Source organism: Deinococcus sonorensis KR-87 (genome assembly GCF_040256395.1).
In the GTDB taxonomy this organism is placed as follows: domain Bacteria; phylum Deinococcota; class Deinococci; order Deinococcales; family Deinococcaceae; genus Deinococcus; species Deinococcus sonorensis.
On the sequence record NZ_CP158299.1, the window covers coordinates 993,083 to 1,017,043 of the forward strand.

The window sequence follows — 23,961 nt, forward strand, 5'->3', positions numbered from 1 at the left end:
TCCTGAGGATCACGAGGGCAAAGCCGCGTTGTCTTCAGGACGTTCAGATTCCGTGGCATCGACGTCTGGGCTCTCAGGCCGGGTCGCCTCCCGGGCGGGCCGTCACGATGCCCCGCGCCGCGGCCCAGGCCCCGATATCGCCGCCCTGCAGCGAGGTCGCCATCAGGTCCGGGAAGAATTCCGGTGTGCACGCGAAGACCGGAATGCCCAGGGCGGCGAGGCGGGCGGCATTGTCGTGGTCGTAGCTCGGCGTCCCGTCGTCGTCGAGCGCCAGCAGCACGATCACCCGGGCGCCCTGTTCGCGGAACCCGTTCAGGCGGCGAATCATCTCGGCGCTGCCGGACCCCTCGTACAGGTCGGAGATCAGCACGAAGGTGTGTTCTTCGGGGTTTGTGAGCAGGCCCTGGCAGTAGCGCAGGGCCAGCGGCGTGTCGTTGCCGCCGCCCAGTTGCACCCCGAACAGCACGTCCACCGGGTCGGCGAGCTGATCGGTGAGGTCCACGACCGTGGTGTCGTAGACCACCACGTTGGTCTTCAGGGCCGGAAGGCTGGCGAGCACCGCACCGAAGATGCCGGCATACACGACGCTGGACGCCATGCTCCCCGACTGGTCCACGCACAGCGTCACCGCCTTGAGCTGCCGCCGGGCCCGCCCATAGCCGACCAGTCGCTCGGGAATCACCGTGCGGCGCTCCGGGTCGTAGGTCTTCAGGTTCCGGAGCAGCGTGCGGCCCCAGTCCACCTCGTTCTGACGCGGGCGCAGGTTGCGCTGCGAGCGGTTCAGGCTGCCGGTCACGGCGCTGCGCAGCGGCTCGGCGAGGCGGGCCTGAAGTTCCTCCACCACCCGTGCGACCACCTGCCGCGCCAGGGTCTTGGCGGCGGCCGGCATCGCGTCCTTGAGGCTGATCAGGGTGGCGGCCATGTGCACGTCCGGCTGTAGGTGATCCATCAGTTCCGGTTCGAGCAGCAGGGTCTTGAGGTTCAGCCGGTTGACCGCGTCCTGCTGCATCACCTGCACCGCCGACTGCGGAAACAGGTCGCGGACCTCGCCCAGCCACGCCGCCACCGCCGGGGCGCTCTGGCCGAAGCCCACGTTGCGGTGCGACTTGCGGCCCTTCTCGGGCTTCGCCGTCTTCACGGCAAAGGGGGCGCCGTCATACAGCGAGGCCAGCGCCGCGTCGAGGCGGCGGTCGTGTTCGCCCAGTTCGCAGCCGGTGCCGTCGGCGCTCTCGCCCTTTGCCGTTTCACCGCCCAGCAGCAGTCGCCAGCGGCGCAGGCGTTCCAGCTCGGGGGTCAGGGAGGACGGGGAGACTTCGTCGGTGTACGTCATCAGGACTCTCCAGCGGGCCACGAGACCCCCAGCAGGCGCAGCACCACCGGCACCACGGCGGCGCCCAGGGTGTGGTCGGTCTGTGTGGCGGCGTCGGTGCGTTCCAGGCCGCGCAGGTCCTCGCCCAGCCGTCGGCGGGCGTGCGGCTCCAGGCGGGAGAGGGTGCGGCGCAGGGCGGGCAGCACCTCGTCGAAGGCCTCCGGTTCGAGGTCCGCCACCCAGGCATCCATCAGCGCCAGCGCCGCCGGGTCGTGGCGCAGCGTCTGGCCGTCCTCCCCGATGAACCCGCTCAGCCAGGCGGCCACGTCCAGTGGCGGCGCGCCCGGCGTGAGGGCCGAGGCGAGCCGCGCCTGCACCTCAGCGGCGTCCAGCACGCCCCGGTCGCGCAGGCGGTTCACGGCGTCGCCGCGCAGCAGCGGCGCGGTGCCCCCGGCGTCCAGGGCGTGCAGGGCCAGCACCCACTCCCCGCTGGCCTCCGGGTCGTCCAGCAGGCGCACCGCCGCGTCTGCCTGCGCCAGCTGACCGTGGAGCGTCTGCGCTGCCTCGTCGCCCAGGCCGTGGGCCGCATTGGGCAGCCCGCTGGCGGCGCGGGCCACCAGGGTCCGGAACACCGGGCGCAGGTCGTCGCCCTCGCGCGCCCTCACGTCGCCGTAGCGGGCCAGCCGGGCCAGCGGCGGCAGGGCCAGCAGCAGTGCGGCGGTATCGGCGTCGGCGGCGCGGGCATCCAGCCGGGCCAGCGTGAAGTCGGCCGCGCCCGGCAGCCCGCACAGCCGCACCACCTCCAGCAGCGCCGAGAGGGTGCCCAGGTCCGGTGCCCGCCGCGCCTGCGAGATGGCCGTCGTCTGGGCGGCGCGCGCCAGCGTGTTGCCGTGGCGGCTCGCCTCCACCAGCCGCACGCTGAATTCCGGCTCCCAGCGCACGGTCCAGGCTTCCTTGAAGGTGCCGCTGCCCCGGCTGGTGGCGGCCTGGGCCCACGGCACCCCCAGCAGGTTCAGACGGTGGAACAGCTGCGAGCGGCCCAGGCCCGCGTCCTCGCGCAGGTCCAGCACGACCTCGCGGGTCACGGCCTCCCGTTTCAGGCGCAGCCGGGCCAGCGTGGCCGCGAGGTCCTGTTCCAGCGGCACGGCCGGCACGCCGGAGGGCACGCTGCCCAGCGCTTCGCCCACGAACAACTCCTCCGAGAGCAGCCGCAGCGGCGTGTCGGAATCCCAGGCGAAGACGGCCTGGGTGGCGTCGGTCAGCTCGTCCAGGCCCGCGAGCTGCCGCCCGCGCAGGGTGGCCAGCGCCTCGGCCAGCCGCACCGCGTCAATGACCTGCGCGCTCGACGCGTCCAGCCCACGGGCGCGCAGCAGCCGCGCGGAGCGGGTCAGCCAGCGCTCGGTCACCTGCGAGGTGGTGCCGTACAGGTGCGCGTACCAGCCGGGCGAGGTGACGCCCGCGCCGTAGCCGCTCGCCTGGGTCAGCCGCCCGTGCGTCCAGGGGGTGATGGTCAGCGCCACCTTCGCCCGCGGCAGGCCCTTCACGCGCGCCGGGTCGGCCTTGGCCTCGCGGGCCAGCGTCTCGGGCGTGAGGGCTGGGACATGCCACGCGCCGCACACCACGGCCACGCTGCCGCGCCCCAGCGCCGCGCGGATGGTCTGACGCATCTGCGCCTCGCGGATCAGGTCGCGCTCGGAGGTGTGGCTGTCGTCGGCCTCGCGCACCGCCGTCATGACCTCGGCAATCGCCACGAAGACCGCCTCGCCCTCCCCGCGCGACTCGACCAGGGCGTCCCACCAGCGCTCGAAATCGCTGTAGCCGGCCGCCTGTGCCAGCAGCGCGAGCGGATCGGCACGGACGGCGTCGGCCGCGGGGGTGGGGAGGGTCTCGGTGTCCGTGTCCGGGTCATCTGCTGCCGGCTCCGCTTCCGCTTTCGGCGCGAGGGTCACGCTGGCGGGCAGGTCCATGAACGCCACCGGCACGCCGCGCGACAGCGCCCAGCGGATCGCCACGAACTCGGGGCTGAACTCCGCGAGCGGGTAGAACACGGAGCGCTCCGGCTGGCCCTGCACATGCGCCATCACCGCGACGGGGGGCGTCAGGGCCGGATCGTTCAGGAACGGCAGCAGGCTGTCGGCGTCCACCGGCCCCTCGATCAGCAGCGTGTCGGGCGGGCTGGCCTCCAGCGCCCGCTCCACGCTGCGCGCCGAGCCGGGACCGTGGTGGCGGATCGGGTAGAGGGTCAGGGCTGCGGTCACGGGTCAGCTCACCTCGCGGCAGGCGTTGTAGAAGTCCTTCCAGCCGGCCCGCTTCTTGATGGCCGTCTCCAGATACTCGTTCCACACCGCCTGATCCTGCACCGGGTCCTTCACCACCGCCCCGATGACGCTGGCGGCCACGTCGCGGCTGCTCAGTTCGCCGTCACCGAAGTGGGCGGCCAGCGTCAGCCCGTTGGTGACCACGCTGATGGCCTCGGCCACGCTGAGGCTGCCGCTGGGCGTCTTGAGCCGGGTCTTGCCGTCCTCGGTGACGCCCGCGCGCAGTTCCCGGAACACTGTCACCACCCGCCGGATCTCGTCCAGGGCCGGGGGCAGCTCCGGCAGGCCCAGGCTGCGGCCCAGCGACTCGACCCGCCGCGTCACGATCAGCAGTTCGTCGTCCAGGCTGTCCGGCACCGGCAGGATCACCGTGTTGAAGCGGCGCTTGAGGGCGCTCGACAGGTCGTTCACGCCCTTGTCGCGGTTGTTCGCCGTGGCGATCAGGTTGAAGCCGCGCACCGCCTGCACCTCGGTGTTCAGCTCCGGCACCGGCAGCGTCTTCTCCGACAGGATGGTGATCAGGGTGTCCTGCACGTCGCTCTGCACCCGCGTCAGCTCCTCCAAGCGGGCGATCTTGCCCTGGCGCATGGCGTGCATCACCGGGCTCTCCACCAGGGCCGCCTCGCTCGGCCCCTCGGCCAGCAGGCGGGCGTAGTTCCAGCCGTAGCGGATGGCGTTCTCGTCGGTGCCGGCGGTGCCCTGAACCAGCAGCGTGCTGTCGCCCGAGACGGCGGCGGCGAGGTGCTCGCTCACCCAGCTCTTGGCGGTGCCCGGCACCCCGATCAGCAGCAGCGCCCGGTCGGTGGCGAGCGTCGCCACGGCGATCTCCATCAGCCGCGCTTCCCCCACGTACTTGGGCGTGATCTCGGTGTCGCCGGCACGGCCGCCCATCAGATAGGTCAGCACGGCGCGCGGGCTGAGGTTCCACTTCGGCGGGCGCGGATGCCGGTCGTGCCGGGCAAGCGCCGCGAGTTCGTGGGCGTAGGCGTGTTCGGCGTGCTGGCGCAGGACTTCAGGGGTATGGGGCATGGTCATAATGCAGCTCCTGGTCTGAGGGTGGAGTCAGGGGGTCGGCTGGGCGGCCAGCGTCTCGAGCCACGCGCGGCGCAGCTGAAGGGTGCTGGTCAGGTCGCGCCAGGTCTGGAAGGCCAGCTCTTCTCCGTGGGCGTGCGCCTGTCGCTGGCGCTCCTCCCAGAGTTCCGGCGTGTGGCCAGTGGGCAGTTGCTTGGGGCGCGGAGGCAGCTCGAACGGCAGCGGAGTGGGGGAGGGAATGGTGAGACCCGGCGAGAGGCTGCGCCGGAGCAGCAGCGCCAGTTCGCGCGCCTGCCAGCCGCCGCCCTGGCCGCGCTGGATCACCTGGAGCGTGCGCGCGGCCAGAGCGGCCTGCAGGGGGACGGGCTCGGCCGCCAGGTCGGTCAGCCGGGCCAGCGTCTGCGCCGCCTCCAGCAGCAGGTCTGCTCCCACCTTTGGCTGCCCGGAGAGGTCGCGCAGCCGGGCACGGGCCGAAGGCAGATCCGGCGGCTGCGCTGGGGGCTCGGCCGGCGCTTCCAGCTCGTGCGGCAGCGACCAGTGGTGCGCCCTGGCCGCCTTGGACAGCTCGTCCCAGCCGATCCGCAGCGTCTTCAGGATCAGCGGGGTGGGCAGCGCGCCCAGCAGGCGGTGCAGGTCGCTGTCGTCATGCTGCCCGGCCCGGGGTTTGCCGAGCGCGGCCGGCAGGTCAAAGGCCCCGAAGCTGACCTTCTTCTTCAGCAGACCGCTGACCTTCACCGCCTGGGGCAGCAGCGTCAGCAGTTCGTCCTGCAGGGGACCGCTCAGGTGGCCCAGCAGCTGCCGGGCCTGCTTCTGCAGCTCGGGCGAGCGGTCGCTGGTGGCCAGTTCCAGCAGCGGGCGGTCCGTGGGCCGCAGGTCCTGGCGCACCAGGGCCAGCAGCTCCTTGCGCCGGTCGGCGGGCTGGGTGGTCCACAGCCGGGTCAGGTCCTGCGCGGCCTGTGCCGGGTCCCGCTCCCGCTGCTCGGCCAGGGCCGCTATGGTGGCGCTCCAGGCGGCCTGCTCCTCGGCCTTCTGCGCCTGCCGGTGCAGCGGGTGAAGGTCCAGCGTGGCCTGCGCCCGGGCGTCGGCCAGGCGCCACAACGGCAGCGCGAGATCGGTGTTCTGGGTGTGCAGGGTCAGCGCCTGCGAGGCCGTCAGGGTCCAGCGCCGGGCCGCCACGGTATCCAGCGCCTGCGTGGCCAGCAGCGGGTCGGTGTGGACCAGCCGGGACAGCAGGGCCGCCAGCTCCGGCGGGAGCGGACGCGGGGCCGCGAGGAGCGGGGCAGGCGGCGGCGCGGCAGCGGTCAGGAGCGGGGCGCCGGCGCGGGCATGCAGGCCCAGCAGGGCGGCGTGGCCCAGCATCCGGGCCTCGGGCGTGTCGCCCGGCACGCGGCCCAGGGCGGACGCCAGCGCGCCGCTTGGGGCGGGCAGCTCGGCCCGGCTGGTACCCCGGAGCGCCACGGCGGCCAGCTCGCGCAGGTCGCGGCTCACGCGGGCACTCCGGCCTCGGTGGATTCAGCAGTGGCGGCGTCCACCGGGATGGCCCCCACCGGCAGGAAGCTCTGACCGTCCCACTCGCCAAAGTAGGTCTGCACCTGGGTCTCGGCGCGTGCCAGCAGGTTCCAGAGGTCCCCCTGCTCCACCCGCGCGTGGAGTGGCACGGCATGGCCCGCCACGTCGCACAGCTGCGGCGGGTCGAGGGTCAGGTACGCCGGGCCCACGAACGCACCGATTCGCTCCAGCCAGGGATTGAGCGCCAGGGCCGCCGCATAGCTGGCCTGAAGTTCAGTCAGGGTGCCGCCGGGCTGCGGCAGAGGAGCGGCGGCCGCCATCACTTCTCCCTGAAGAATGGCCCGTTGCGGAACCGCCGAGGGGGCATAGGCCACCGCCGCCGTGAAGGGTCGGTCCGGGGCCAGAGGGGCGGGGAGTGCCTGACCCAGCGGCGCGAAGTCCATCAGCAGGGCCAGCTGCTGCTGCTCGCCCAGCAGCCAGGTACGGCGCACGGTCAGCCGGCCGTCCTCCTCCTGCACGGACCCCAGGGTCTGCCACACCTGCGGTGTCGCCGGGGGCAGGCTGGCCCGGTCGAGCGGTGTGCCCAGGGCCGTCAACAGGTCGGCGTGTTCCACGCTGCTCAGCGTGTCGCGCACGCGCCAGCCCTGAGTCAGCAGCCACAGCTGGCCCAGATGGGCGGTCAGGGCCTCGCCGCTCTCGTCGTGCAGCAGCGCCGGAATCTGCCGGACCAGCCGCGCTACTCCCCCCAGCTGCGCGTCAACCAGCCGGGCTGCCTGCCGGTCCCAGTCGCCGTAGGGCCGGGCACGGGCTGCCTGAAGGCCCTCGCGCACGAGGTCGCTCAGCCACAGTTCGAGGTCCTCCAGACCGGACGTCCGCTTGCGGTCCCGGGCCGCCTGGGTCTTCTGCTGAGCCCTGGCCTGTGCCGCGGGGTCGGCCGGCACGTCGCTGGGCGGCGACGCCGCTTTCTCGGCGCGGGCCACGCGGCCGTCGAGCCACTTGGCAAGGTCGGCGGGTGGGGGGAGCCGCTCCAGGTGCCGGCCCCTGCCGCATGCAGCAGCAGCAGGCCCAGGGCATGCTTGCACGGAAATTTACGGCTGGGACAGCTGCATTTGCTGGCAATCTCGGCGGAGCGGGCGTCCACCCCTACCAGATAGGGATGGGCGCCGCTGCCCTGGCACTCGCCCCAGAGCACCTCGCCGTCGCGGGCGAGGGTGGGCCACTGGGCGGGCCGGGCCAGCTTCTGGGCGGCCTTGGCACTGCTGCTGTCAGGTGCGAGGGTAAGCACGGTGTCGGAACTGAGCTGGTCAATGGGTGAAGCCAAGAAGGAGAACGCCCCTTTCGTTATGCTATTGACGTAATAGTAACATGGATATCACTGTGGTGCAATCGCAGGTATGGGGTCTTTTGGATCTGCGGCATCCGCGGTTGGAGGTTGCGCCAGATCGCGGGTGCCCGCTGTCCTTTTCCCTGCAGCTGATGCTAGGCGTCCGCTTGCAGCCATAGAGCGTGCCTGCCTGAACAGTTGTGGTCATACCGGGGGACAGGCTTCACGATGCCCCTGTTTTTCCAATAGAAAAAGCCCCGTCCTGGACGGGGCCTTTCTTTGTCTGGCTCGGCAGGTAGGGATCGAACCTACGACCATTCGATTAACAGTCGAACGCTCTACCGCTGAGCTACTGCCGAATACCGCTGCAAATGCAGCGAGGGAGATGATAGCAGCCGGGCCAGGGCAACGCAAGTGCTGCCACCCCTTCTCACCGGACGTTATGCTGCCCGGTATGGACAACCAGAGCTTTGAGCAGAGTCTCCGCAACTATGCCGATCTGACGGTGCAGGTGGGGGCCGGCGTGCAGCCGGGCCAGCGCGTGCTCATCGAGTCGCCGGTGGACGCCGCACCGCTGGCCCGTGAACTGGTCCGGGCCGCGTACCGGGCAGGTGCCAGCTTCGCGGACGTGCGCTGGGACGACGATCAGGTGGTGCTGGCCCGCTTCGAGGCGGCGCCGGACGACACCTTTGAGACCATCAGCCGCTGGCGGGTGGACGCCGAGATGGAGGTGGCCGAGGCGGGCGGCAGCGTCATCGCCATCCGGGCCACCAACCCCAACCTGCTGGGCAGCGTGGACGCCGGGCGCGTGAGCACCCACCAGCGGGCGCTCGCCACCTACCGGCGGCCCTACTCGCGCATCCAGATGAGCAACCGGCTGAACTGGAACCTGATCAGCGCCCCGGTGCAGGACTGGGCCACCCTGATGTTCCCGGACGCCACACCGGAGGAGGCGGTGCAGCAGCAGTGGGCCGCCATCTTCGCCGCCACCCGCGTCGACCAGCCGGACCCGGTGGCGGCCTGGAAGGCGCACCTCGCGACCCTGAAGGCTCGCCGTGAGCTGCTGACCAGCAAGCAGTACCACGCGCTGCACTTCCGGGGCGGTGAGACTGACCTGACGGTGGGCCTCGCCGACGACCACATCTGGGGCGGTGGGAGCGCCGACACCACCTCCGGCATCACCTTCACGGCCAACATTCCCACCGAGGAGGTCTGGACTGCCCCGCACCGCGAGCGGGTGGACGGCACGGTGGTCAGCACCAAGCCGCTCTCCTACAACGGCACCCTGATCGACGGGATTCGCATCCGCTTCGAGGGCGGGCGCATCGTGGAGGCCAGCGCCCGCCAGGGCGAGGCGACCCTGCGGCAGCTGATCGACACCGACGAGGGCTCGCACCGCCTGGGCGAGGTGGCGCTGGTGCCGCACTCCAGCCCCATCAGCCGCTCGGGTCTGTTCTTCTACAACACCCTCTACGACGAGAACGCCGCCAGCCACATCGCCATCGGGGCCGCCTACCGCTTCAACGTGCAGGGCGGCATCGACATGAGTGAGGAGGAGTTCGCTGCGAAGGGCGGCAACAGCAGCCTGACTCACGTGGACTGGATGATTGGCAGCGCCGACATGGACGTGGACGGCGTCCTGAAGGACGGCAGCCACGAGCCGGTGATGCGGGCCGGCGAATTCGTGATCTGAGGCACGCTGGCCGGGCTACACTCGCCTCATGAGACGTCCCCTGCTGGCCCTGTCCCTGCTGCTCGCCGGAACCGCCGCTGCTCAGACCACCGGGCCGGCGGTCCCGGCACTGCCGCCAGCCCAGACGGCCACCAGCCCGGCAGTTTCTTCTCTGCTGCTGACGGCGGCGCCCGGCACCCTGGCCGAGTACCGCTTGCAGAGCAGCACCGCCATCTCGGTGGTGGACTTCCATGCCGAGGCGCAGCCGGGCCAGACGGTGTCGGCGGCCACCCTGCAGAAACTCAACCTGGAGCTGCTGGCGCAGAAGGCCAGCCTGGAAAAGACGCTGAGCGCCGCGCAGCAGACCCCGGCACCGTCCAAGACCTTCATGCGGGTGCTGCCGGTGGCGGGCGGCTCGGGCCTGCTCACCACCAGCGTCGTGCAGATGCCGGCGGTGGCCGGGCGGCCCGCCTCTACCGTCAGCATCAGTGTGCGGCAGCAGATGGACGCCAGCGGGCGCGTTGTGGACCTGCAGGTCAGCTCCAGTGATCCGCAGGTGCAGCAGGTCTATCAGGGCCTGGACATGAAATCGCTGCTGTCGGCCCAGCAGGGCAGCGGGATGTATGGGCTGGCGCTGACGCCCGGGGTTCCAGCGCGCAGCCGCGTCACCTTTCCGGTGCAGAACTTGCTGGGCGGCATGTTCGCCATTATCGGCGCCCAGAGCGGCCTGGACCTGCAGAACCGGGTGCAGGCGGATCCGCTCCTCTACACCAGCGTCACCACCCTCCAGGGCGACGATGCCCAGGGCAACCACCTGCTGAGCCAGGACAGCAGCGGCGAGCCGTGGGCGCTGGAGGTCCACCTCGACCACATCCAGATGACCCTGCGGGTGGTGGACATGACCGGCCACAGCCAGCTCGCCTACCGTCCGGACGGCCTGCCGCTGTCGCAGAATGCCCGGCAGCGCTACGAGGTCGAGATGCAGATGAACGAGCCGGGCGAAGCGTACCGCATGATCATGCGGATGCGGTACGACGTGACCACGCAGCTGCACCTGGTGTCGGTGCAGCTGTAATCTTCGCTTAGAACAGCAGAAGGCCCCGCCAGTAACTCGGCGGGGCCTTCTGCTGCGTTGGTCTTACTTCTGGGCGTGAACGACCAGCTTCAGCGGCACACTCACTTCGGCGTGGGCGCGGTAGCTGATCTCGTACTCGCCAATTTCCTTGAGGGTCTTGGGCATGTCGAGCTTGCGGCGGTCCACGTCGAAGCCCTGGGCGGACAGCGCGGCAGCCACGTCGGCGTGCGTCACGGCGCCGTAGATCTTGCCCTCGCCGGCGCGAACGCTCAGCTCGACCGTCAGGTCCTTCATACGCTCGGCCAGGGCCTCGGCGTCGGACTTCTCCTTGGCCTGGGCCTTGAGGCGCGACTTGATGCGCGCTTCCAGCGACTTCATGTTGGCGGGGGTGGCCGGCAGCGCCAGCTCCTGAGGAATCAGGAAGTTGCGGGCGTAGCCGTCCTTGACCGTCACCACGTCGCCGGTCTTGCCCAGGCGGCTGGGTTCCAGCAGGATGATGTTCACTTGCGCACCAGCTTCTCGGTGTAGGGCAGCAGCGCCAGCTGACGGGCCAGCTTGACGGTCTGCGAGATGCGGCGCTGGTGCTTGGCCGACAGGCCGGTGCGGCGGCGCGGCAGGATCTTGCCAGTGTCGCTCACAAAGCGGCGCAGCATCTTGACGTCCTTGTAGTCGGTAATTTCCAGCTCGCCGATGGCGAACGGGTCCACCTTGGGCTTGCGGGGACGCTTCGGTCCCTTGCCCCGGGGCTTGCGCTCAGTCTGGGTCATGTGTTGGTGCTCCTAGACGCTGCCAGGCCCCCAACGGGGGTCTAGAACGGCAGGTCCTCTTCCGGCGGGAAATCGTCAAGGCCGCTGTCAATATCCAGTCCTCCCGAACGGGATCCTTGCGCTCCACGCTGGCTTGCGCCAGTGGGGGCCGCCGCCCGCTGCTGCGGACGCGCCGCGCTCGCCGTGGCCTGACGGGGCGCTGCGGAGGTGGTTGCAGGGCTGCCGGTGCCTGCACCTCGGGAAAGAACTTCGACTCGCGTCGCCTCTATCTTGGTGGTGTTGCGCTTGTTGCCGTCCTTGTCGGTCCAGCTCTCGTTGGTCAGCCGTCCCTGCACCAGCACCGGATCGCCCTTCTTCAGGTCCTTGGCCTGCTCGGCCAGTTCCCTCCAGAGAGTCGCGTCCAGCCAGTGCACCTTTTCCTGCTGCTGGCCCTGCCGGTCCTTCCAGGTCTCGTTCACGGCCATGCTCAGGCCTAGCACCGCGTCCCCTGCCGGGGTGTAGCGCAGTTCCGGGTCACGGGTCAGGTTCCCGATCACCAGCACCTGGTTCATGCCGCCCTGCATCCGCACGCCGCCTCCGGCGTCCTGGGTGGTTTCCGGGGTGTAGCCGAGCGACTCCACCCGCAGGCCCTTCACGCGCACCATGCTGCGCTTGCCGCCTTCCGGCGCGTCCCAACTGCTGTATTCCAGCGAACCTTCGATCATCACCGGGTCACCGGCTTTGAGGTTCTTCTCGGACTGCCATTCGGCTGGTTTGCCGAGCATGCTGACACGGTGGTACCAGGGAAGATTGCGTTCACGTCCGTCGTTGCCGGTTACGCGGTCCTCACCGGCGATGGTGGCGTCAAAGACGGCCACGCCGCTGGGGGTGTAGCGCAGTTCCGGGTCACGGGCGAGCACGCCGATCAGGAAAATGTGGTTCATGCCTCGGGCCATAACAGGGTCTCCTTGCTGAAATATGCGAACAGTGTGCTTAAGGTACGTTGCCGGCGATTGTGGCCCTCTGCGGGTTGACCATAGATTAACAAGCAGCCATTATTCTGTCAAGAGCGTATTGCCCCGGGCAGGATTCAGGCCTTCTTGGTCTTCCATTCCGGGCGGTCCTTGACCACCAGGACGCGGCGGACGTGGTCGCGCAGGCGCAGGCTGCTGGCGATGGCCTTCTCGGGGTTCCCGCTGGCACGGATGGTGTACAGCAGGTAGTAGCCCTCGCGGTCCTTGCCCACGGCGTAGGCCATGCGGCGGTTGCCGACGTCTTCCAGGTTGCTGATTTCAGCTCCGGCACCCTTGACAGCGCCCTCGATGTAATCCTTCTCGGTCTGGAGCTGCTCGGCGCTGAGGTTGGGGTTCAGGATCAGGTTCAGGTCGTACTGGTTCATGTTTCACCTCCCAGGTGATACGGCGTGCAGTGCAGCAGAACGCGGGACAGAGCCTCGCCTCATTCTGGCGCAACTGGAGATTATATCAGAGGGGCCGGCGGGACGGTAGAGGCGTGGTCAGGAATTGCTGCGGCCCTTCCCCCAACTGGGGGGAGACGGCGACGCGGGCACCGTCCGGTGGGCGGCCGGGACTGATACAATTCCCGCATGCCGCGAATTCTGGTGGTGGACGATGACGCCGCCATTCTGAAGCTGGTCAGTGTGATCCTGGCACGGGCCGGTCATGAAGTCCGTACCAGCAGCCATCCGGTCGAGGCGCTGGACCTGTTGAAGGTGTTTGTTCCCGACCTGGTGATCAGCGACGTGGTGATGCCGTACATGACCGGGCTGGAATTCCTGGAGGAGATGCGCAAGCACGACAAGCTGTCGGCGGTGCCGTTCATGCTGCTGTCCAGCCACGCCGAGCGCAACGACGTGCGCCGGGGCATGAACCTGGGGGCCGACGACTACCTGCCCAAACCGTTCACGCCGCAGGACCTGACCACTGCGGTGGAGGTCCGGCTGCGAAAGGCGGGCCGCAGCCAGCAGGCCGCCAGCAACATGGAGGCGCGCGCCCTGGGGACCGCCCAGGTGCAGTGGAAGGGCGAGTCGGTGCAGTGGGTCTCCAGGAAGGCGCTGGAACTGTTCTTCTTCCTGCTGGAACACCGCGAGGTGACCAGCTGGGAGGCGGCCGAGGCGCTGTGGCCCGAAAAGGACGAGGCGCGGGCCAGCAGCCTGTTCCACACCACCCTGCACCGGCTGCGCAAGTCGTTGGACGGCGCGGCGGTGGGCAGCAGCAACCGCCGCTACGCGCTGTCGAGCGATCTGAAGCCGGAGTACGACGTGCAGCGCTTCGAGCTGCTGGCTGATCAGGCGGACCAGAACCGGCTGGGGCTGGAGGAGCTGCGTGAACTGGTGGGCATCTACGGCACGTATCTGCCAGGGGTGGACTCGCCGTGGGTGGAGGACGTGCGCAGCCGCCTGGAGGGCCGGCAGCTGAGCATTCTGGGGCTGGCCGCCCGGCTCGCCAACGAAGCGGGCCGCCCGCGTGACGCCGCGCAGTTCTATCAGCGCGCGCTGGGCATTGACCCGCTCAGCGAGGGCGACTGGGACGGACTGGCGCGTGCCCTGGAGCAGCTGGGTGACCCGCGCGCGCGGCTGGCCGTGCGGCGCGAGGCATGGTGGATGAGCGACCTGGACTGAAGCCTCAGGTAGAGGGTGACCATCATCTTCTGTATGTTTTCTGAATAATTTAAGAGAGCCTAAAGCGCGCACCGTGTGAATAGCGACACAGTGCGCGTTTTTGTCCATAGGATGAACGGCGTAGATACTCTCAAGTATGTGGAGGCCGCCCGCTTATGGAACAACGCATTTTGCTGATTGAAGACAACCCGGACATTACGCGCGTGGTCCAGTACGAACTGGAGCAGGCTGGCTACAAGGTACTGACCGCCCCGGATGGAATTTCCGGGCTGACCAGTGCCCGCGAGAGTGCCCCGGATCTGGTGATCCTGGACCTGGGCCTGCCGGACTTTGACGGTGCGGAGATTGCCCGCCGGCTGCGCAAGACCAGCGCCGTGCCGATCATCATCCTGACGGCCATGGACGCGCTGGACCGCAAGGTCAACCTGCTGGAAGCGGGCGCCGACGACTACATGACCAAGCCCTTCCATCCGGAAGAGCTGGTGGCCCGCGTGAAGGTGCAGCTGCGTCACCAGCAGCACGGCGAGGTCATCAGCATCGGGGCGCTGGAGATTCACCCGCAGAAGCGGCTGTGCCACTACAACGGCCATGAAGTCCGGCTGTCTCCGAAGGAGTTCGACCTGCTGACCTTCCTGGCGCGTCAGCCGGGGCGGGTGTACTCGCGCGCCGAGATCGAGCGCGAGGTCTGGAACGGCGAACTGCCCAGCAACAGCAACGTGGTGGACGTGCACATGGCCAACATGCGCGCCAAGCTGCGCGACCTGGACGGCTACGGCATCATCCGCACCGTGCGCGGCATCGGGTACGCGCTCAAGACCAACTGAGGCGGTTCAGGGCAGAGGCGGCAGACTTCACAGCCTGCCGCCTCCGCTGTTGTGCGGCTTGGTGTCCTGCTACCGGGGCTGCGCGGTCTGCTGGCAGTCGGCGCACACGCCGTGGAACTCCAGGCGCACCTCCTGCACCTGAAACCCGTCCGGCAGGCCCTCCGGCAGCGGGCCGGGGGCCGTTTCCAGATCGTGGATGGCGCCGCAGTGCCGGCACACCACGTGGTGGTGGGCGTGGCCACCGCGTTTGTAGTCGTAGCGGGTGGCCTGACCGGCCCGCTCGATCGTCATCAGCACGCCGTCGCGCACCAGCGCGTCCAGGGTGCGGTACACCGTGCCCAGACTGATGCTGGGCAGCCCGGAGCGGACCTGGGCATGAATCCAGGCGGCGTCCGGGTGGGTGCGGGTCTGTTGTAACACTTCCAGCACAGCCTGACGCTGGCGGGTCTGGCGGACCATCGTCATGGCCGCAGTGTAGCAAAGGCCCTGCAGAGCGTGTGATCTGTAAGTCACACGGCTCAGCGGTGATGCGGCAGCTGCGGCTGGCCCAGCTTGAGCCGCACCTCCTGCAGCTCTTCCTGACCGGCCAGCACCAGCAGGCTGTCGCCCGAGTGCAGCAGCGTGGCGCCCTTGGGCACCAGAAACTCCCCGGCCCGGTGAATCAGAATCACCAGCGCCTTGGACGGCAGCTCCAGGTCCACGATCCGCGAACCGTCGGCCTGGCTGCCGCGCGCCACCTCCACCTCGGTCATGCGGCCCTTGTCGTGGCCGGTCGGCAGGTAGGTGATCGGGTAGGCGGTCGGCACCGGCAGGTCCTCGCGCACGCCCAGCAGCCGCGCCACCAGACTCAGGGTGGTGCCCTGCAGCAGCACGCTGGTCAGCACGATAAAGAACACCACATTGAAGAGGGTGGTGGCGTTCGGCACCCCGGCCAGCAGCGGAAAGGTCGCCAGCACGATCGGGACCGCACCGCGCAGGCCCACCCAGGCCACCATTCCCTTGTCCTGCGGCTGCATGCTGGAGCGACCCAGGCTCAGAAACACGCTGACCGGCCGCGCCACGAACACCAGGAACAGCGCGCACGCCAGGGCGAGTCCAGCGGTGGGCAGCAGCTCATGCGGGTTGACCAGCAGCCCCAGGGTCAGGAACATCCCGATCTGCATCAGCCAGGACAGCCCGTCGTGGAACTGCTGCAGGCTGCGCTTGTGGATGAAGGCCGCGTTGCCCAGGATCAGCCCGGCGATGTACACCGCCAGGAAGCCGCTGCCGCCCACCACCGCCGCCGCCCCGAACACGATCAGGGCCAGCGCGATGGTCATGACCGAGTACAGCCCCTCGAACTGCAGCTGCAGCCGGTTGATCGCCCACAGCGACAGCCGCCCCAGCACATACCCGATCACGCCGCCCAGCACCATCTGCTGAAAGAACAGCGGCACGATGCTCAGCGGCGACAGCCCGGGGTCGCTGATCAGGCCGGTCAGGCCGAGTGTCAGGAACACCGCCATCGGATCGTTGCCGCCCGACTCCAGCTCCAGCAGCGGCGCGATGTCGCCCTTGAGACCCAGCCGGCGTTCCTTGAGCACCGTGAACACGGCGCTGGCATCGGTGCTGCTCACCACCGCGCCCAGCAGCAGCGCCTGAAGCCACGGCAGCTGAAAGACGGCGTGGGCGAACAGCCCCATCAGGCCGGTGGTGAGCAGCACCCCCAGGGTGGCCAGCGACAGTCCGCGTTTCAGCACCGGCCGCACCTCGCCCCAGCTGGTGCTCAGCCCGCCCTGAAACAGGATGAAGGCCAGCGCCAGGGTGCCGATGCCCTGCGCCACCGCGTAATTGGTGAACTGAATCCCGCCGGGGCCGTCGGTGCCGGCCAGCATGCCCACCGCCAGAAACAGCAGCAGGCTCGGCACCCCCAGTCGGCCGGAGGCCTTGCTGCCCACGATGCTGACCAGCAGCAGCAGGCCGGCAATCAGCATGATGATGGCGCCCTGTTCCTCCCTGTGCGTCACACGCTCATCCTGACATGCGCTGCGGCAGAGCGCAGGCCGCGCTGCATGGGCGTCCGGCGTCTGAATGCGCGGGTCAGGGCGCGTCTGTTCGTGGACACCCGGTGCACCTGTCGAACCTGCCGGGCGCTGCTGGTCAGGACGCGCCGTAGCCGGCCTCGTCCGGCTGCACTTCCAGAAAGGCCGTCTGGAGCAGGTAGGGCTGGCCCCCGCCGGCCGGCTGGGCCCGCCGCTGCACCTCCAGCCGGAGCGTGTCCAGCTGGGCCTGCAGCCAGCGGGCGTCGCTGTGGGCCAGCCAGAACACGCCCACGTAATCGCCCCCGGTCAGCTGTTCCCGTCGCTGCGCCCAGGTCTGTCCGGCGGGCAGGGCGGTTTCGGTGTGAAGGTCGCCGCCGCTGCGGTAGATCAGCCGGCCGCTCAGCCCCTCGTGAGCCAGCTGACGGGCCGCCGCCCGGTTTCTCAGCTGGTCGAACGGCAGCGTCTGGATCCGGACGCGCTCCTCCAGGTCGGTGAAGCTGGTCAGGTGGAACGGCACATGAAAGCCGCCCGGTGCGGCATAGATGCGGATCGGGCGCCCGGCACGGCGCTCCTGCCGCACCTCACGCAGCACGCCGGCCGCCAGGAACTGCTGCACCCGGTACAGCAGCCGCGCCACGCTGACGCCGGCCTCCCGCGCCGCATGACCCGCACTGCGCTCCTGCCCGATGAACGGCTCCAGCATCCGCAGGGCGGCCGGGTCACTGAGCAGCCGGGCCTGCTCGGCTGTGCGGACCTCGAACCACTCGCCGTGATAGGGCGCCAGGATGGTCGGCAGCGTCATGCCTCACTCTAGTCAAAAGCGGTCGCTGCATTTTGAGTTGCCCGGCGCCCACCCTGGAGTCATGACCACCTTCACGGCGTTGCCCCGGCTGTCTGTCCACTTCTGGCGCTACTGGGCCGGCCTGCTCTGCACCGCGCTCGGCGACGCGGTGGTATACATCGCGCTGCCGTTTCTGGTGCTCATTCCGGCGCATCCGGCCGGAACGGCCACCGCGCAGGTGGGGCTGGTGGTGCTGGCCGGCAGCCTGCCGCGGTTTCTGGCCCCGCTGCTGGGCCTGCTGGCCGACCGGCTGCCGCCCCGGACCCTGCTGATGCTGGCCGGTGGACTGCGCGCCCTGCCGGCGCTGCTGGCGGGTCTGGCGGCGCTGCGCTCCGGCACGCTGCCGCTGTGGTCCCTGATGCTGCTGGCCGGTCTGAACGGCCTGCTGGCCACCGTGTCGTACACGGCCGGGAGCGCCATGTTGCCCCGGCTGGTGCCGCCGGCGCTGCTGCCGCGTGCCAACGCGCTGGTCACCGGGGCGCTGCAGGGCGGACCGCTGCTCGGCTACGGGCTGGGCGGAGCGCTGCTGGCCCTGGTGGGAGGCGGCTCGGCGCTGCTGCTGGCGGCGGGGCTGACCCTGGGCCTGACACTCGGGGCGCTGGGACTGCCGGGGCAGCGTCCCCAGCGCCAGGCCACGCCGGAAGGCCTGGGCGCCCTGTTCACCGCCGCGTTTCGGCTGTACGTCCGCAGTCCGCTGCTGCTGGCGCTGCTGGCCTTCAGCTTCCTGCTGAACCTGCTGCTAAACGTGATGAACGTGCGCGCGCCGGTCCACATGGCCGTGGCGGGCCGGGGCGCGCCGGACTACGCGGTGTTCGAGGTGCTGATCTCCGGCGGCATGCTGCTGGGCGTCGCGCTGATGGCAGCGCTGCCCGGTCGCCTGGGCCTGGACCGGCTGATCGGGGGCGCGCGCTGGGGGGTGCTGGCCGGGCTGATGGGCCTGCTGCCGGACGCGGTGTGGAGCTGGTGGGCCGGGGCCGCCGTGTTCGGCCTGGGGCTGGGAGTGCTGGAGGTGGCGGCCACCACCCGCATCCAGGGACTGGTGCCGGACGAGGTGCGCGGGCGGGTGATCGGCGCGCTGATGGGCGTCAATGCGGTGGGTCTGTTGCTGGGTGCCGGGCTGGCGGCGCTGCCCCTGCCGACGGCGACGCTGCTGCTGGGGCTGCTGGCCGCGCTGGTGGGGCTGGCCTTGAGCTGGCCGCTGGCGGTGCGGGCGCAGCGGGACAGGGAAGAGGGCTGAACACCCGGAATGAACAGCGCGCCCGGAGAGTCACCTCCAGGCGCGCTGTTCATGGAAGCTTTTGCTACACGGCGACGGTGCCGCGCGCCAGCCGGCGCTCCATCAGCCGCTGCACCACCTCCAGCACGCTGCACACCGCCCAGTAGATCAGGGCGGCCATCAGGTACGGGCCGAACGGCTCGAAAGTGCGGGCCACCACCAGCTGCGCCGAGCGCATCAGCTCCACCACCGTGATCACCGAGATCAGGCTGGTGTCCTTGACCAGCGAGATCAGGGTGTTGCCCAGGGAGGGCAGCGCCACCCGCGCGGCCTGCGGCATCACGATCAGCCACAGCGTCTGGCTGCGGTTCAGGCCCAGGCTCAGCGCCGCCTCGCGCTGGCCGCGCGGCACCGACTGGATGGCCGCCCGCAGCGTCTCCGAGAGGTACGCGCCGGCATTCAGCGTCAGGGCCAGCACCCCGCCGGTCAGCGGATTGAGCGTCAGGCCCAGGCTGGGCAGGCCGTAGTAGATCACGAAGATCTGCACCAGCAGCGGCGTGCCGCGGATAAACGACACGTACAGCCCGCTGAGCGTGCGCAGCAGGCCCACGGGGGTCAGCCGCAGCAGCGCCACCAGAAAGCCCAGCGGCAGGCCCAGCAGCATGGCAGCCAGCGCGTACCCGAGCGTGACCGGGGTGTAGCTGAGCAGGGTGGGCAGCGCCTGCAGGGCGCTCTGCCACACCACCTGCCACTGCTGGAGGGCGCTGTCCATTCAGCTCACTTGCCCGGCTTGCTCACGTCCTGCCCGAACCACTTGCGGCTCAGCTTGGCGTAGGTGCCGTCGGCCTTCAGCTGCAGCAGCGCGCGGTCCACCGCCGTCTTGAGGGCCGTGCCGCTCTTGCGCATCGCGATGGCCACCGGCTGCGGATCGTCGAGGATCCCCGCGCCCCGGACCGGCAGATGCTGCTTCTGGATCAGGTAGCCGACCAGCAGCCGGTCATTGACCGCCGCGTCCAGCCGGCCAGCGGCCAGGTCCGCGAGGTACTCGGGCGCGCCGGGGTACGTGACCACGTTGATGCCGCCCGCCTTGCGCAGCATCTGCTCGTAGTTGCTGCCCAGGCCCACGCCCACCCGCTTGCCCTTCAGCGCGTCCAGGCTGTTCAGGTTGGCGGCGTTGCTCTTGCGCACGATGATCTGGGCGCTGCTGTAGGCGTAGGGGGCCGAGAACAGGATGCTCTTCTGCCGCTCGGCGGTCACGCCCACCTGATTCACCACCGCGTCGAACTTGCCCGCCTGCAGGCCGGCCAGAATGCCGCTCCACTCCGTCAGCACGAACTGCGGCTTCAGGCCCAGCTTGGCCGCCACCGCCGAGGCGATGTCCACGTCGAAGCCGGTCAGCTGCCCCGCCTCGTCCTTGTAGGTGAAGGGCGGGTAGGTGCCTTCCATGCCGATGGTCAGCACGCCCGGCTTGAGGGTGTCGAGGCTGGCCGCCTGGGCGGAGGCGAGGGCCAGCAGGGCCAGCGGAACGAGGATACGCTTCATCAGGAACTCCTTCTCCTGCTCCAGCGGCGAGCAGGCAACCGGATCACCTTACACCTTCGGTCAACAACTCCACTGTGACGACCTCTGCACAAGGGGTCTCATCAATCCTTACGGCAGCAGGTCCTCGTCCTCGATCAGGAAGTCCACCGCGCCGGAGCCGATCTCGTAGAAGCCGCCGATCACCCGGATCTGGCCGCTGGCCTCGGCCGCCTGCACCACCGGCTTCCGGCGCAGCTCGGCCACCTGGGTGCGCACGTTGCTCAGCACCGCCTCACGCATGCGGCTTTTCTTGTCCCGGATCGTCGGCATGGTCCGCAGCGACGGCTGAATGCGGCGGATCAGCTGCTGCAGGGCGGGCGGTTCGCGCTGGATGTCGTCTTCCGGCAGCATGGCGGCCCGCACGGCGCCGCAACCCTCGTGGCCCATCACCATCACCAGCCGGATCTGCAGGTAACGGATCGCGTACTCCAGGGTGCCGAGTTCCGACTCGCCCACCACGTTGCCGGCCACCCGCACCACGAACAGGTCGCCGAAGCCCTGGTCGAACACCAGTTCCACCGGGACCCGGCTGTCGCTGCAGGCCAGCACTGCTGCGAAGGGCGTCTGGCCCATGATCTGGGCGCGGCGCTCGTTGGCGCCCAGTTCCGGGCGTGTCGCCTGCCCGGAAAAGAAGCGGGCGTTGCCGCTCTTGAGGGCGCGGATGGCGTCGTCCGGCGTGGTGATCACGTTGGGCCGCAGCCCGGCGATCTCCTCCATGCTGGCTCCGCGCCGGATGGCGTCCAGAATGCGGCTCTCGAAGTCTGGGTCACTCATGAGAGGCATTGTAAGTGCAGCAAACCCCCGGGCCGGCCGGGTCCGCTATCATTCTGTTCATGACAGAACAGCACGCCGAGACGCTGCCGGATCCGGCGGCCCTGCAGGACATGTTTGACCGTTACACCGCGCTGCGCGACACCATCCAGGGGCTGCAGGCCGAGCGCGAGCAGCTCAGCGAGCAGATCAAGGCCGCGCTGGACGCAGGCCTCAGCGCCGAGTCGGAGCTGTACCGCGCCACGCTCAAACGCTCGCGGCGCATCGAGTACCCACTGGACCGCTTCCGGGAAGCCTTCGGGGACGCGGCCGCGCTGGAGGCCGCCGTGATTGACCGCAAGCGGGCCGAGGCGCTGGCCAAGGCCGGCGACCTGGACCTGGAGCAGCTGCAGCAGCTGGCCGAGGTGCGCGAGGTGGTCAGTCTGGTGCTGGTGGCCCGGGGAGACGACTGATGCCGCTGGAGATCGTGCAGGGCGATATTGCCGCCGAGCGCAGCTGCGCGGTGGTGACGGCCGCCAATGCCCAGCTGGCGGGCGGCGGCGGGGTGGACGCGGTGATTCACCGGGCGGCAGGGCCGGCGCTCCTGCGGGCCATCCGGGCCATCGGCGGCACGCCCACCGGCACGGCCGTGATCACCCCGGCGTTTGAGCTGGAGCGGCAGGGCGTGCGGCACGTCATCCACGCGGTGGGCCCCATCTGGCGCGGCGGGCAGGCCGGCGAGGCCGGGTTGCTGGCCGGCGCGTACCGCCGCAGTCTGGAGCTGGCCGTGGAGGCCGGCTGTGACAGCGTGTCGTTCCCGGCCATCAGCACCGGGGTGTACGGTTACCCGCTGGCACAGGCGGCGGAGGTGACGGTGCAGACCATCCGGGCCTTCCTGGAGACGCATCCGGCCCTCCACGTGCGGGTTGTGCTGTACGGCCAGGAGGCGCTGCGGGCCTTCGAGCGGGCCGGGGCAGGGCGCTAGGGCCTAAAGGCCCGTTCACCCGCTTCTCGTCTGGACGGGTGCCGGGTGGACCACGCTGAAGCATGACCGATTCCGACAAGTCGAGCGAGGCCCAGCAGCGTCCCGATCCCACCGCCAAGGTGCCTGCCGAGGGCCAGAGCCACCCGATCCCGGAGGAAGACCAGGGTCAGGACCAGGGCACCGACACCGCCTACAACCGTGAACCCGCCGAGGGCGGGCGTGACGAGAGCTGAGCAGACCCCCAACGCGGAGCGTTCCCCCGAGGAGCGCTCCGCCCTGCTGCTGTGGATGCACCGGACGCTCACCGACACCTACGGCCCAAAGCCGCTGGTGGCGCGGCGCGACCCGATGCACGAGCTGATCAGCACCATCCTGTCGCAGCGCACCAACTGGCGCGACGAGGACGCCGCCTACCAGGAACTGGTGGCGCTGGGCGGCGAGCCGCTCAGCTGGGACCGCATCGCGGAGCTGCCGGTGGAGCAGGTGGCGCATGCCATCCGCCGCAGCAACTACCCGGAGAGCAAGGCCCCGCGCATCCAGGCCACCCTGAAGGCCATCTGTGCCGAGCGCGGCAGCTATGACCTGAGTTTCCTGGCGACGCTGCCGCCGCAGGAGGGCCTGAAGTGGCTGACCAACCTGCCGGGGGTGGGGGTCAAGACCGCCAGTCTGGTGCTGCTGTTCAACTTCTCTCTGCCGCTCTTTCCGGTGGACACCCACGTGCACCGCATCACCAGCCGGGTGGGCGCCATTCCGGCGATGGGCGAGGCGGCGGCCCACAAGGCGCTGCTGCGGCTGCTGCCCCCGGACCCGCCGCTGCTGTACGAGCTGCACGTGAACCTGCTCAGCCACGGCCAGCAGGTGTGTACCTTCAGCCGCCCCCGCTGCGGCAAGTGCGTGCTGCGCGAACGCTGCGACGCGTATGCCCGCTACGGGGACCGGGTACCCAGCTTCGCCGAGACCGGGGTGGGCAAGGGGAAGGCCAAAGGCAAGGCGGCCGCCGCCTAGCTACCCTTCCAGAAAGGCCGTCACCACCCGGTTGAGCACCCACCAGCCGTCCGGGGTGGCGCTCAGCTGGTCGTCCTGCAGGGTCAGCAGGCCGCGCCGCCGCTGCTGCTCAATCACCGCGCCGTACCGCGCCCGCACGTCCAGACCGCTGCGCTCCGAGAGGGCGGTCAGGTCCAGGCCCTCGCGCAGCCGCAGGCCCATGAACAGCGCGTCGGTGATCAGGTCCTCCGGGTCCAGCGGCTCGGTCTCGCCCGGCGCGCCGGCCAGCCACTCGTGCAGATGGGCGTTGGTGCGGCGTGCGGGCGGCGTTCCCGGATAGAACCCGGCCGCGCCGGGTCCCAGGCCCAGAAAGTACTGGCCGGTCCAGTAGGCGCGGTTGTGGCGGCTCTGGGCGCCGGGGCGGGCATAGTTGCTCACCTCGTAGCGCTCGAAGCCGGCGGCCGTCAGCAGCGCCTCGGTCTGCTCGAAACCGGCCCGCTCATCGTCCTCGTCCACCGTGACGCCCTGCCGGGCAAACGGCGTGCCCGGCTCCACGGTCAGGGTGTAGGCGCTGACATGCTCCACCCCCAGCCGCACCAGCCCGGCGATGTCCTGGGCCAGCGGCTGACCGGCCACCGCCGTGATCAGGTCGCCGCTGACCCGGAACCCGGCCTCCAGCAGCGTGGTCACGGCCTCCTGCGCCTGCCGGGCCGAGTGCTGGCGGCCCAGGAACTGCAGCGTCGGATCGTCCAGGCTCTGCACTCCCACCGAGGCGCGGTCAAAGCCCAGGCTGCGCCAGAAGCGGGCGCGCTCGGCCGAGACAGTGCCGGGATTCACCTCCAGCGTGTTCTCCAGACGGCCCCAGCCGAGATGCCGCCGCACCGTGCCCACCAGCGCCTCCAGCTCGTGGTCGCGCAGGAACGAGGGGGTGCCGCCGCCCAGGTACACCGTGTCGAGGGCCGTCGGGTGCTGGGCGGCCAGCTGCCGCGCCTCCTGCTCCAACCGCTCCAGATAGCGCGCCACCAGATCGCCCTGCCGCAGCAGCACGTGAAAGTCGCAGTAGGGGCAGATGGTGGGGCAGAACGGCACATGCACGTACGCATGACGCACCGGGGCAGGCAGGCTCACGCCGG

General features: G+C 70.0%; 25 protein-coding genes, 1 tRNA gene and 1 pseudogene. 9 read left to right on the forward strand and 18 right to left on the reverse strand.

Annotated elements, in window-relative coordinates:
- Positions 1-73: 73 nt before the first annotated feature.
- From ABOD76_RS10180 to ABOD76_RS10210, 7 genes and pseudogenes are all read right to left on the reverse strand, one after another.
- Positions 74-1,330, reverse strand: a complete 1,257-nt coding sequence (locus ABOD76_RS10180; protein WP_350244721.1) for a VWA domain-containing protein — start codon at positions 1,328-1,330, stop codon at positions 74-76.
- The gene (locus tag ABOD76_RS10185; RefSeq protein WP_350244722.1) at positions 1,330-3,567 is read right to left on the reverse strand and encodes a DUF5682 family protein; all 2,238 of its coding nucleotides are present in this window, start codon (positions 3,565-3,567) and stop codon (positions 1,330-1,332) included. Before ABOD76_RS10185 ends, ABOD76_RS10180 begins: the two co-directional genes overlap by 1 nt.
- Before the next feature lie 3 nt (positions 3,568-3,570).
- On the reverse strand, positions 3,571-4,656 hold the full coding sequence (locus tag ABOD76_RS10190) for an ATP-binding protein (protein WP_350245244.1): 1,086 nt from the start codon (positions 4,654-4,656) through the stop codon (positions 3,571-3,573).
- A 33-nt stretch (positions 4,657-4,689) separates the two neighbouring features.
- Positions 4,690-6,147, reverse strand: a complete 1,458-nt coding sequence (locus ABOD76_RS10195) for a DUF5691 domain-containing protein (protein ID WP_350244723.1) — start codon at positions 6,145-6,147, stop codon at positions 4,690-4,692.
- Complete coding sequence (locus ABOD76_RS10200) at positions 6,144-7,148, reverse strand: SWIM zinc finger family protein (protein ID WP_350245326.1); 1,005 nt, start codon at positions 7,146-7,148, stop codon at positions 6,144-6,146. The genes ABOD76_RS10195 and ABOD76_RS10200 overlap by 4 nt, the downstream gene beginning before the upstream one ends.
- 119 nt (positions 7,149-7,267) lie before the next feature.
- Positions 7,268-7,453: pseudogene (locus tag ABOD76_RS10205) on the reverse strand (SWIM zinc finger family protein); the annotation flags it as partial.
- A gap of 323 nt (positions 7,454-7,776) precedes the next feature.
- Positions 7,777-7,851: transfer RNA gene (locus ABOD76_RS10210), tRNA-Asn, on the reverse strand.
- A gap of 95 nt (positions 7,852-7,946) precedes the next feature.
- On the opposite strand from ABOD76_RS10210, the gene ABOD76_RS10215 reads away from it, so the two are divergent.
- Both ABOD76_RS10215 and ABOD76_RS10220 read left to right on the forward strand, forming a co-directional pair.
- Positions 7,947-9,185 carry an aminopeptidase gene (locus tag ABOD76_RS10215; RefSeq protein WP_380129780.1) on the forward strand — a complete coding sequence of 413 codons (1,239 nt, stop codon included), beginning with the start codon at positions 7,947-7,949 and terminating at the stop codon, positions 9,183-9,185.
- Between the two features lie 28 nt (positions 9,186-9,213).
- Positions 9,214-10,239: a hypothetical protein gene (locus ABOD76_RS10220; RefSeq protein WP_350244725.1), complete on the forward strand. Its 1,026-nt coding sequence runs from the start codon at positions 9,214-9,216 to the stop codon at positions 10,237-10,239.
- A gap of 63 nt (positions 10,240-10,302) precedes the next feature.
- Here the strand turns inward: ABOD76_RS10220 and rplI are convergent, their stop codons facing one another.
- The 4 genes from rplI to rpsF form a co-directional block, all read right to left on the reverse strand.
- Positions 10,303-10,743 carry a 50S ribosomal protein L9 gene (rplI, locus tag ABOD76_RS10225; protein WP_350244726.1) on the reverse strand — a complete coding sequence of 147 codons (441 nt, stop codon included), beginning with the start codon at positions 10,741-10,743 and terminating at the stop codon, positions 10,303-10,305.
- The gene (gene rpsR / locus ABOD76_RS10230) at positions 10,740-11,006 is read right to left on the reverse strand and encodes a 30S ribosomal protein S18 (protein WP_350244727.1); all 267 of its coding nucleotides are present in this window, start codon (positions 11,004-11,006) and stop codon (positions 10,740-10,742) included. Before rpsR ends, rplI begins: the two co-directional genes overlap by 4 nt.
- A gap of 41 nt (positions 11,007-11,047) precedes the next feature.
- The gene (gene ssb, locus ABOD76_RS10235; RefSeq protein WP_350244728.1) at positions 11,048-11,941 is read right to left on the reverse strand and encodes a single-stranded DNA-binding protein; all 894 of its coding nucleotides are present in this window, start codon (positions 11,939-11,941) and stop codon (positions 11,048-11,050) included.
- A 134-nt stretch (positions 11,942-12,075) separates the two neighbouring features.
- Entirely contained in the window at positions 12,076-12,384 is a 309-nt protein-coding gene (gene rpsF / locus ABOD76_RS10240) for a 30S ribosomal protein S6 (protein WP_350244729.1), read from the reverse strand.
- Between the two features lie 207 nt (positions 12,385-12,591).
- On the opposite strand from rpsF, the gene ABOD76_RS10245 reads away from it, so the two are divergent.
- Entirely contained in the window at positions 12,592-13,626 is a 1,035-nt protein-coding gene (locus tag ABOD76_RS10245) for a response regulator (RefSeq protein WP_350244730.1), read from the forward strand.
- A 155-nt stretch (positions 13,627-13,781) separates the two neighbouring features.
- Positions 13,782-14,450, forward strand: a complete 669-nt coding sequence (locus ABOD76_RS10250) for a response regulator transcription factor (RefSeq protein WP_350244731.1) — start codon at positions 13,782-13,784, stop codon at positions 14,448-14,450.
- Between the two features lie 69 nt (positions 14,451-14,519).
- Here the strand turns inward: ABOD76_RS10250 and ABOD76_RS10255 are convergent, their stop codons facing one another.
- The 3 genes from ABOD76_RS10255 to ABOD76_RS10265 all read right to left on the reverse strand — a co-directional run bounded on the left by ABOD76_RS10255 (position 14,520) and on the right by ABOD76_RS10265 (position 17,273).
- Positions 14,520-14,915, reverse strand: a complete 396-nt coding sequence (locus tag ABOD76_RS10255; protein ID WP_350244732.1) for a Fur family transcriptional regulator — start codon at positions 14,913-14,915, stop codon at positions 14,520-14,522.
- 53 nt (positions 14,916-14,968) lie between these two features.
- Complete coding sequence (locus ABOD76_RS10260) at positions 14,969-16,423, reverse strand: potassium/proton antiporter (protein WP_350245245.1); 1,455 nt, start codon at positions 16,421-16,423, stop codon at positions 14,969-14,971.
- Positions 16,424-16,589: 166 nt separating this feature from the next.
- Positions 16,590-17,273: a hypothetical protein gene (locus ABOD76_RS10265; RefSeq protein ID WP_350244733.1), complete on the reverse strand. Its 684-nt coding sequence runs from the start codon at positions 17,271-17,273 to the stop codon at positions 16,590-16,592.
- 61 nt (positions 17,274-17,334) lie between these two features.
- On the opposite strand from ABOD76_RS10265, the gene ABOD76_RS10270 reads away from it, so the two are divergent.
- A complete protein-coding gene (locus tag ABOD76_RS10270; protein WP_350244734.1) occupies positions 17,335-18,549 on the forward strand; it encodes an MFS transporter in 1,215 nt (404 codons plus the stop codon).
- 64 nt (positions 18,550-18,613) lie between these two features.
- Here the strand turns inward: ABOD76_RS10270 and ABOD76_RS10275 are convergent, their stop codons facing one another.
- The 3 genes from ABOD76_RS10275 to ABOD76_RS10285 all read right to left on the reverse strand — a co-directional run bounded on the left by ABOD76_RS10275 (position 18,614) and on the right by ABOD76_RS10285 (position 20,883).
- Positions 18,614-19,300 (reverse strand): amino acid ABC transporter permease, encoded by a 687-nt coding sequence (locus tag ABOD76_RS10275; protein ID WP_350244735.1) that lies wholly within the window; start codon positions 19,298-19,300, stop codon positions 18,614-18,616.
- Between the two features lie 5 nt (positions 19,301-19,305).
- Positions 19,306-20,070 (reverse strand): transporter substrate-binding domain-containing protein, encoded by a 765-nt coding sequence (locus ABOD76_RS10280; protein WP_350244736.1) that lies wholly within the window; start codon positions 20,068-20,070, stop codon positions 19,306-19,308.
- Positions 20,071-20,178: 108 nt separating this feature from the next.
- On the reverse strand, positions 20,179-20,883 hold the full coding sequence (locus ABOD76_RS10285; protein WP_350244737.1) for a carbonic anhydrase: 705 nt from the start codon (positions 20,881-20,883) through the stop codon (positions 20,179-20,181).
- A gap of 59 nt (positions 20,884-20,942) precedes the next feature.
- On the opposite strand from ABOD76_RS10285, the gene ABOD76_RS10290 reads away from it, so the two are divergent.
- The 4 genes from ABOD76_RS10290 to ABOD76_RS10305 all read left to right on the forward strand — a co-directional run bounded on the left by ABOD76_RS10290 (position 20,943) and on the right by ABOD76_RS10305 (position 22,849).
- The gene (locus ABOD76_RS10290) at positions 20,943-21,332 is read left to right on the forward strand and encodes a hypothetical protein (RefSeq protein WP_350244738.1); all 390 of its coding nucleotides are present in this window, start codon (positions 20,943-20,945) and stop codon (positions 21,330-21,332) included.
- Positions 21,332-21,844 carry a macro domain-containing protein gene (locus ABOD76_RS10295; RefSeq protein ID WP_350244739.1) on the forward strand — a complete coding sequence of 171 codons (513 nt, stop codon included), beginning with the start codon at positions 21,332-21,334 and terminating at the stop codon, positions 21,842-21,844. The genes ABOD76_RS10290 and ABOD76_RS10295 overlap by 1 nt, the downstream gene beginning before the upstream one ends.
- A gap of 62 nt (positions 21,845-21,906) precedes the next feature.
- Positions 21,907-22,077 carry a hypothetical protein gene (locus tag ABOD76_RS10300; RefSeq protein ID WP_350244741.1) on the forward strand — a complete coding sequence of 57 codons (171 nt, stop codon included), beginning with the start codon at positions 21,907-21,909 and terminating at the stop codon, positions 22,075-22,077.
- A 55-nt stretch (positions 22,078-22,132) separates the two neighbouring features.
- Positions 22,133-22,849: an endonuclease III domain-containing protein gene (locus tag ABOD76_RS10305; RefSeq protein WP_380129786.1), complete on the forward strand. Its 717-nt coding sequence runs from the start codon at positions 22,133-22,135 to the stop codon at positions 22,847-22,849.
- On the opposite strand, the gene hemW is transcribed toward ABOD76_RS10305, so the two are convergent.
- Positions 22,850-23,956 carry a radical SAM family heme chaperone HemW gene (hemW, locus tag ABOD76_RS10310; RefSeq protein ID WP_350244744.1) on the reverse strand — a complete coding sequence of 369 codons (1,107 nt, stop codon included), beginning with the start codon at positions 23,954-23,956 and terminating at the stop codon, positions 22,850-22,852. It lies immediately after the preceding gene.
- Between the last annotated feature and the right edge of the window lie 5 nt (positions 23,957-23,961).

Bases quoted from the DNA above. Each gene is read 5' to 3' on its own strand.
- ABOD76_RS10295 (WP_350244739.1), top strand. From the start codon at position 21,332: ATGCCGCTGGAGATCGTGCAGGGCGATATTGCCGCCGAGCGCAGCTGC.
- ABOD76_RS10250 (WP_350244731.1), top strand. From the start codon at position 13,782: ATGGAACAACGCATTTTGCTGATTGAAGACAACCCGGACATTACGCGC.
- ABOD76_RS10215 (WP_380129780.1), top strand. From the start codon at position 7,947: ATGGACAACCAGAGCTTTGAGCAGAGTCTCCGCAACTATGCCGATCTG.
- rpsR (WP_350244727.1), bottom strand. From the start codon at position 11,006: ATGACCCAGACTGAGCGCAAGCCCCGGGGCAAGGGACCGAAGCGTCCC.
- ABOD76_RS10275 (WP_350244735.1), bottom strand. From the start codon at position 19,300: ATGGACAGCGCCCTCCAGCAGTGGCAGGTGGTGTGGCAGAGCGCCCTG.
- ABOD76_RS10180 (WP_350244721.1), bottom strand. From the start codon at position 1,330: ATGACGTACACCGACGAAGTCTCCCCGTCCTCCCTGACCCCCGAGCTG.
- ABOD76_RS10270 (WP_350244734.1), top strand. From the start codon at position 17,335: ATGACCACCTTCACGGCGTTGCCCCGGCTGTCTGTCCACTTCTGGCGC.
- ABOD76_RS10300 (WP_350244741.1), top strand. From the start codon at position 21,907: ATGACCGATTCCGACAAGTCGAGCGAGGCCCAGCAGCGTCCCGATCCC.
- rpsF (WP_350244729.1), bottom strand. From the start codon at position 12,384: ATGAACCAGTACGACCTGAACCTGATCCTGAACCCCAACCTCAGCGCC.
- ssb (WP_350244728.1), bottom strand. From the start codon at position 11,941: ATGGCCCGAGGCATGAACCACATTTTCCTGATCGGCGTGCTCGCCCGT.
- ABOD76_RS10285 (WP_350244737.1), bottom strand. From the start codon at position 20,883: ATGAGTGACCCAGACTTCGAGAGCCGCATTCTGGACGCCATCCGGCGC.
- ABOD76_RS10305 (WP_380129786.1), top strand. From the start codon at position 22,133: ATGCACCGGACGCTCACCGACACCTACGGCCCAAAGCCGCTGGTGGCG.
- ABOD76_RS10255 (WP_350244732.1), bottom strand. From the start codon at position 14,915: ATGACGATGGTCCGCCAGACCCGCCAGCGTCAGGCTGTGCTGGAAGTG.
- ABOD76_RS10260 (WP_350245245.1), bottom strand. From the start codon at position 16,423: ATGCTGATTGCCGGCCTGCTGCTGCTGGTCAGCATCGTGGGCAGCAAG.
- ABOD76_RS10280 (WP_350244736.1), bottom strand. From the start codon at position 20,070: ATGAAGCGTATCCTCGTTCCGCTGGCCCTGCTGGCCCTCGCCTCCGCC.
- ABOD76_RS10290 (WP_350244738.1), top strand. From the start codon at position 20,943: ATGACAGAACAGCACGCCGAGACGCTGCCGGATCCGGCGGCCCTGCAG.
- ABOD76_RS10220 (WP_350244725.1), top strand. From the start codon at position 9,214: ATGAGACGTCCCCTGCTGGCCCTGTCCCTGCTGCTCGCCGGAACCGCC.
- ABOD76_RS10245 (WP_350244730.1), top strand. From the start codon at position 12,592: ATGCCGCGAATTCTGGTGGTGGACGATGACGCCGCCATTCTGAAGCTG.
- ABOD76_RS10190 (WP_350245244.1), bottom strand. From the start codon at position 4,656: ATGCCCCATACCCCTGAAGTCCTGCGCCAGCACGCCGAACACGCCTAC.
- ABOD76_RS10265 (WP_350244733.1), bottom strand. From the start codon at position 17,273: ATGACGCTGCCGACCATCCTGGCGCCCTATCACGGCGAGTGGTTCGAG.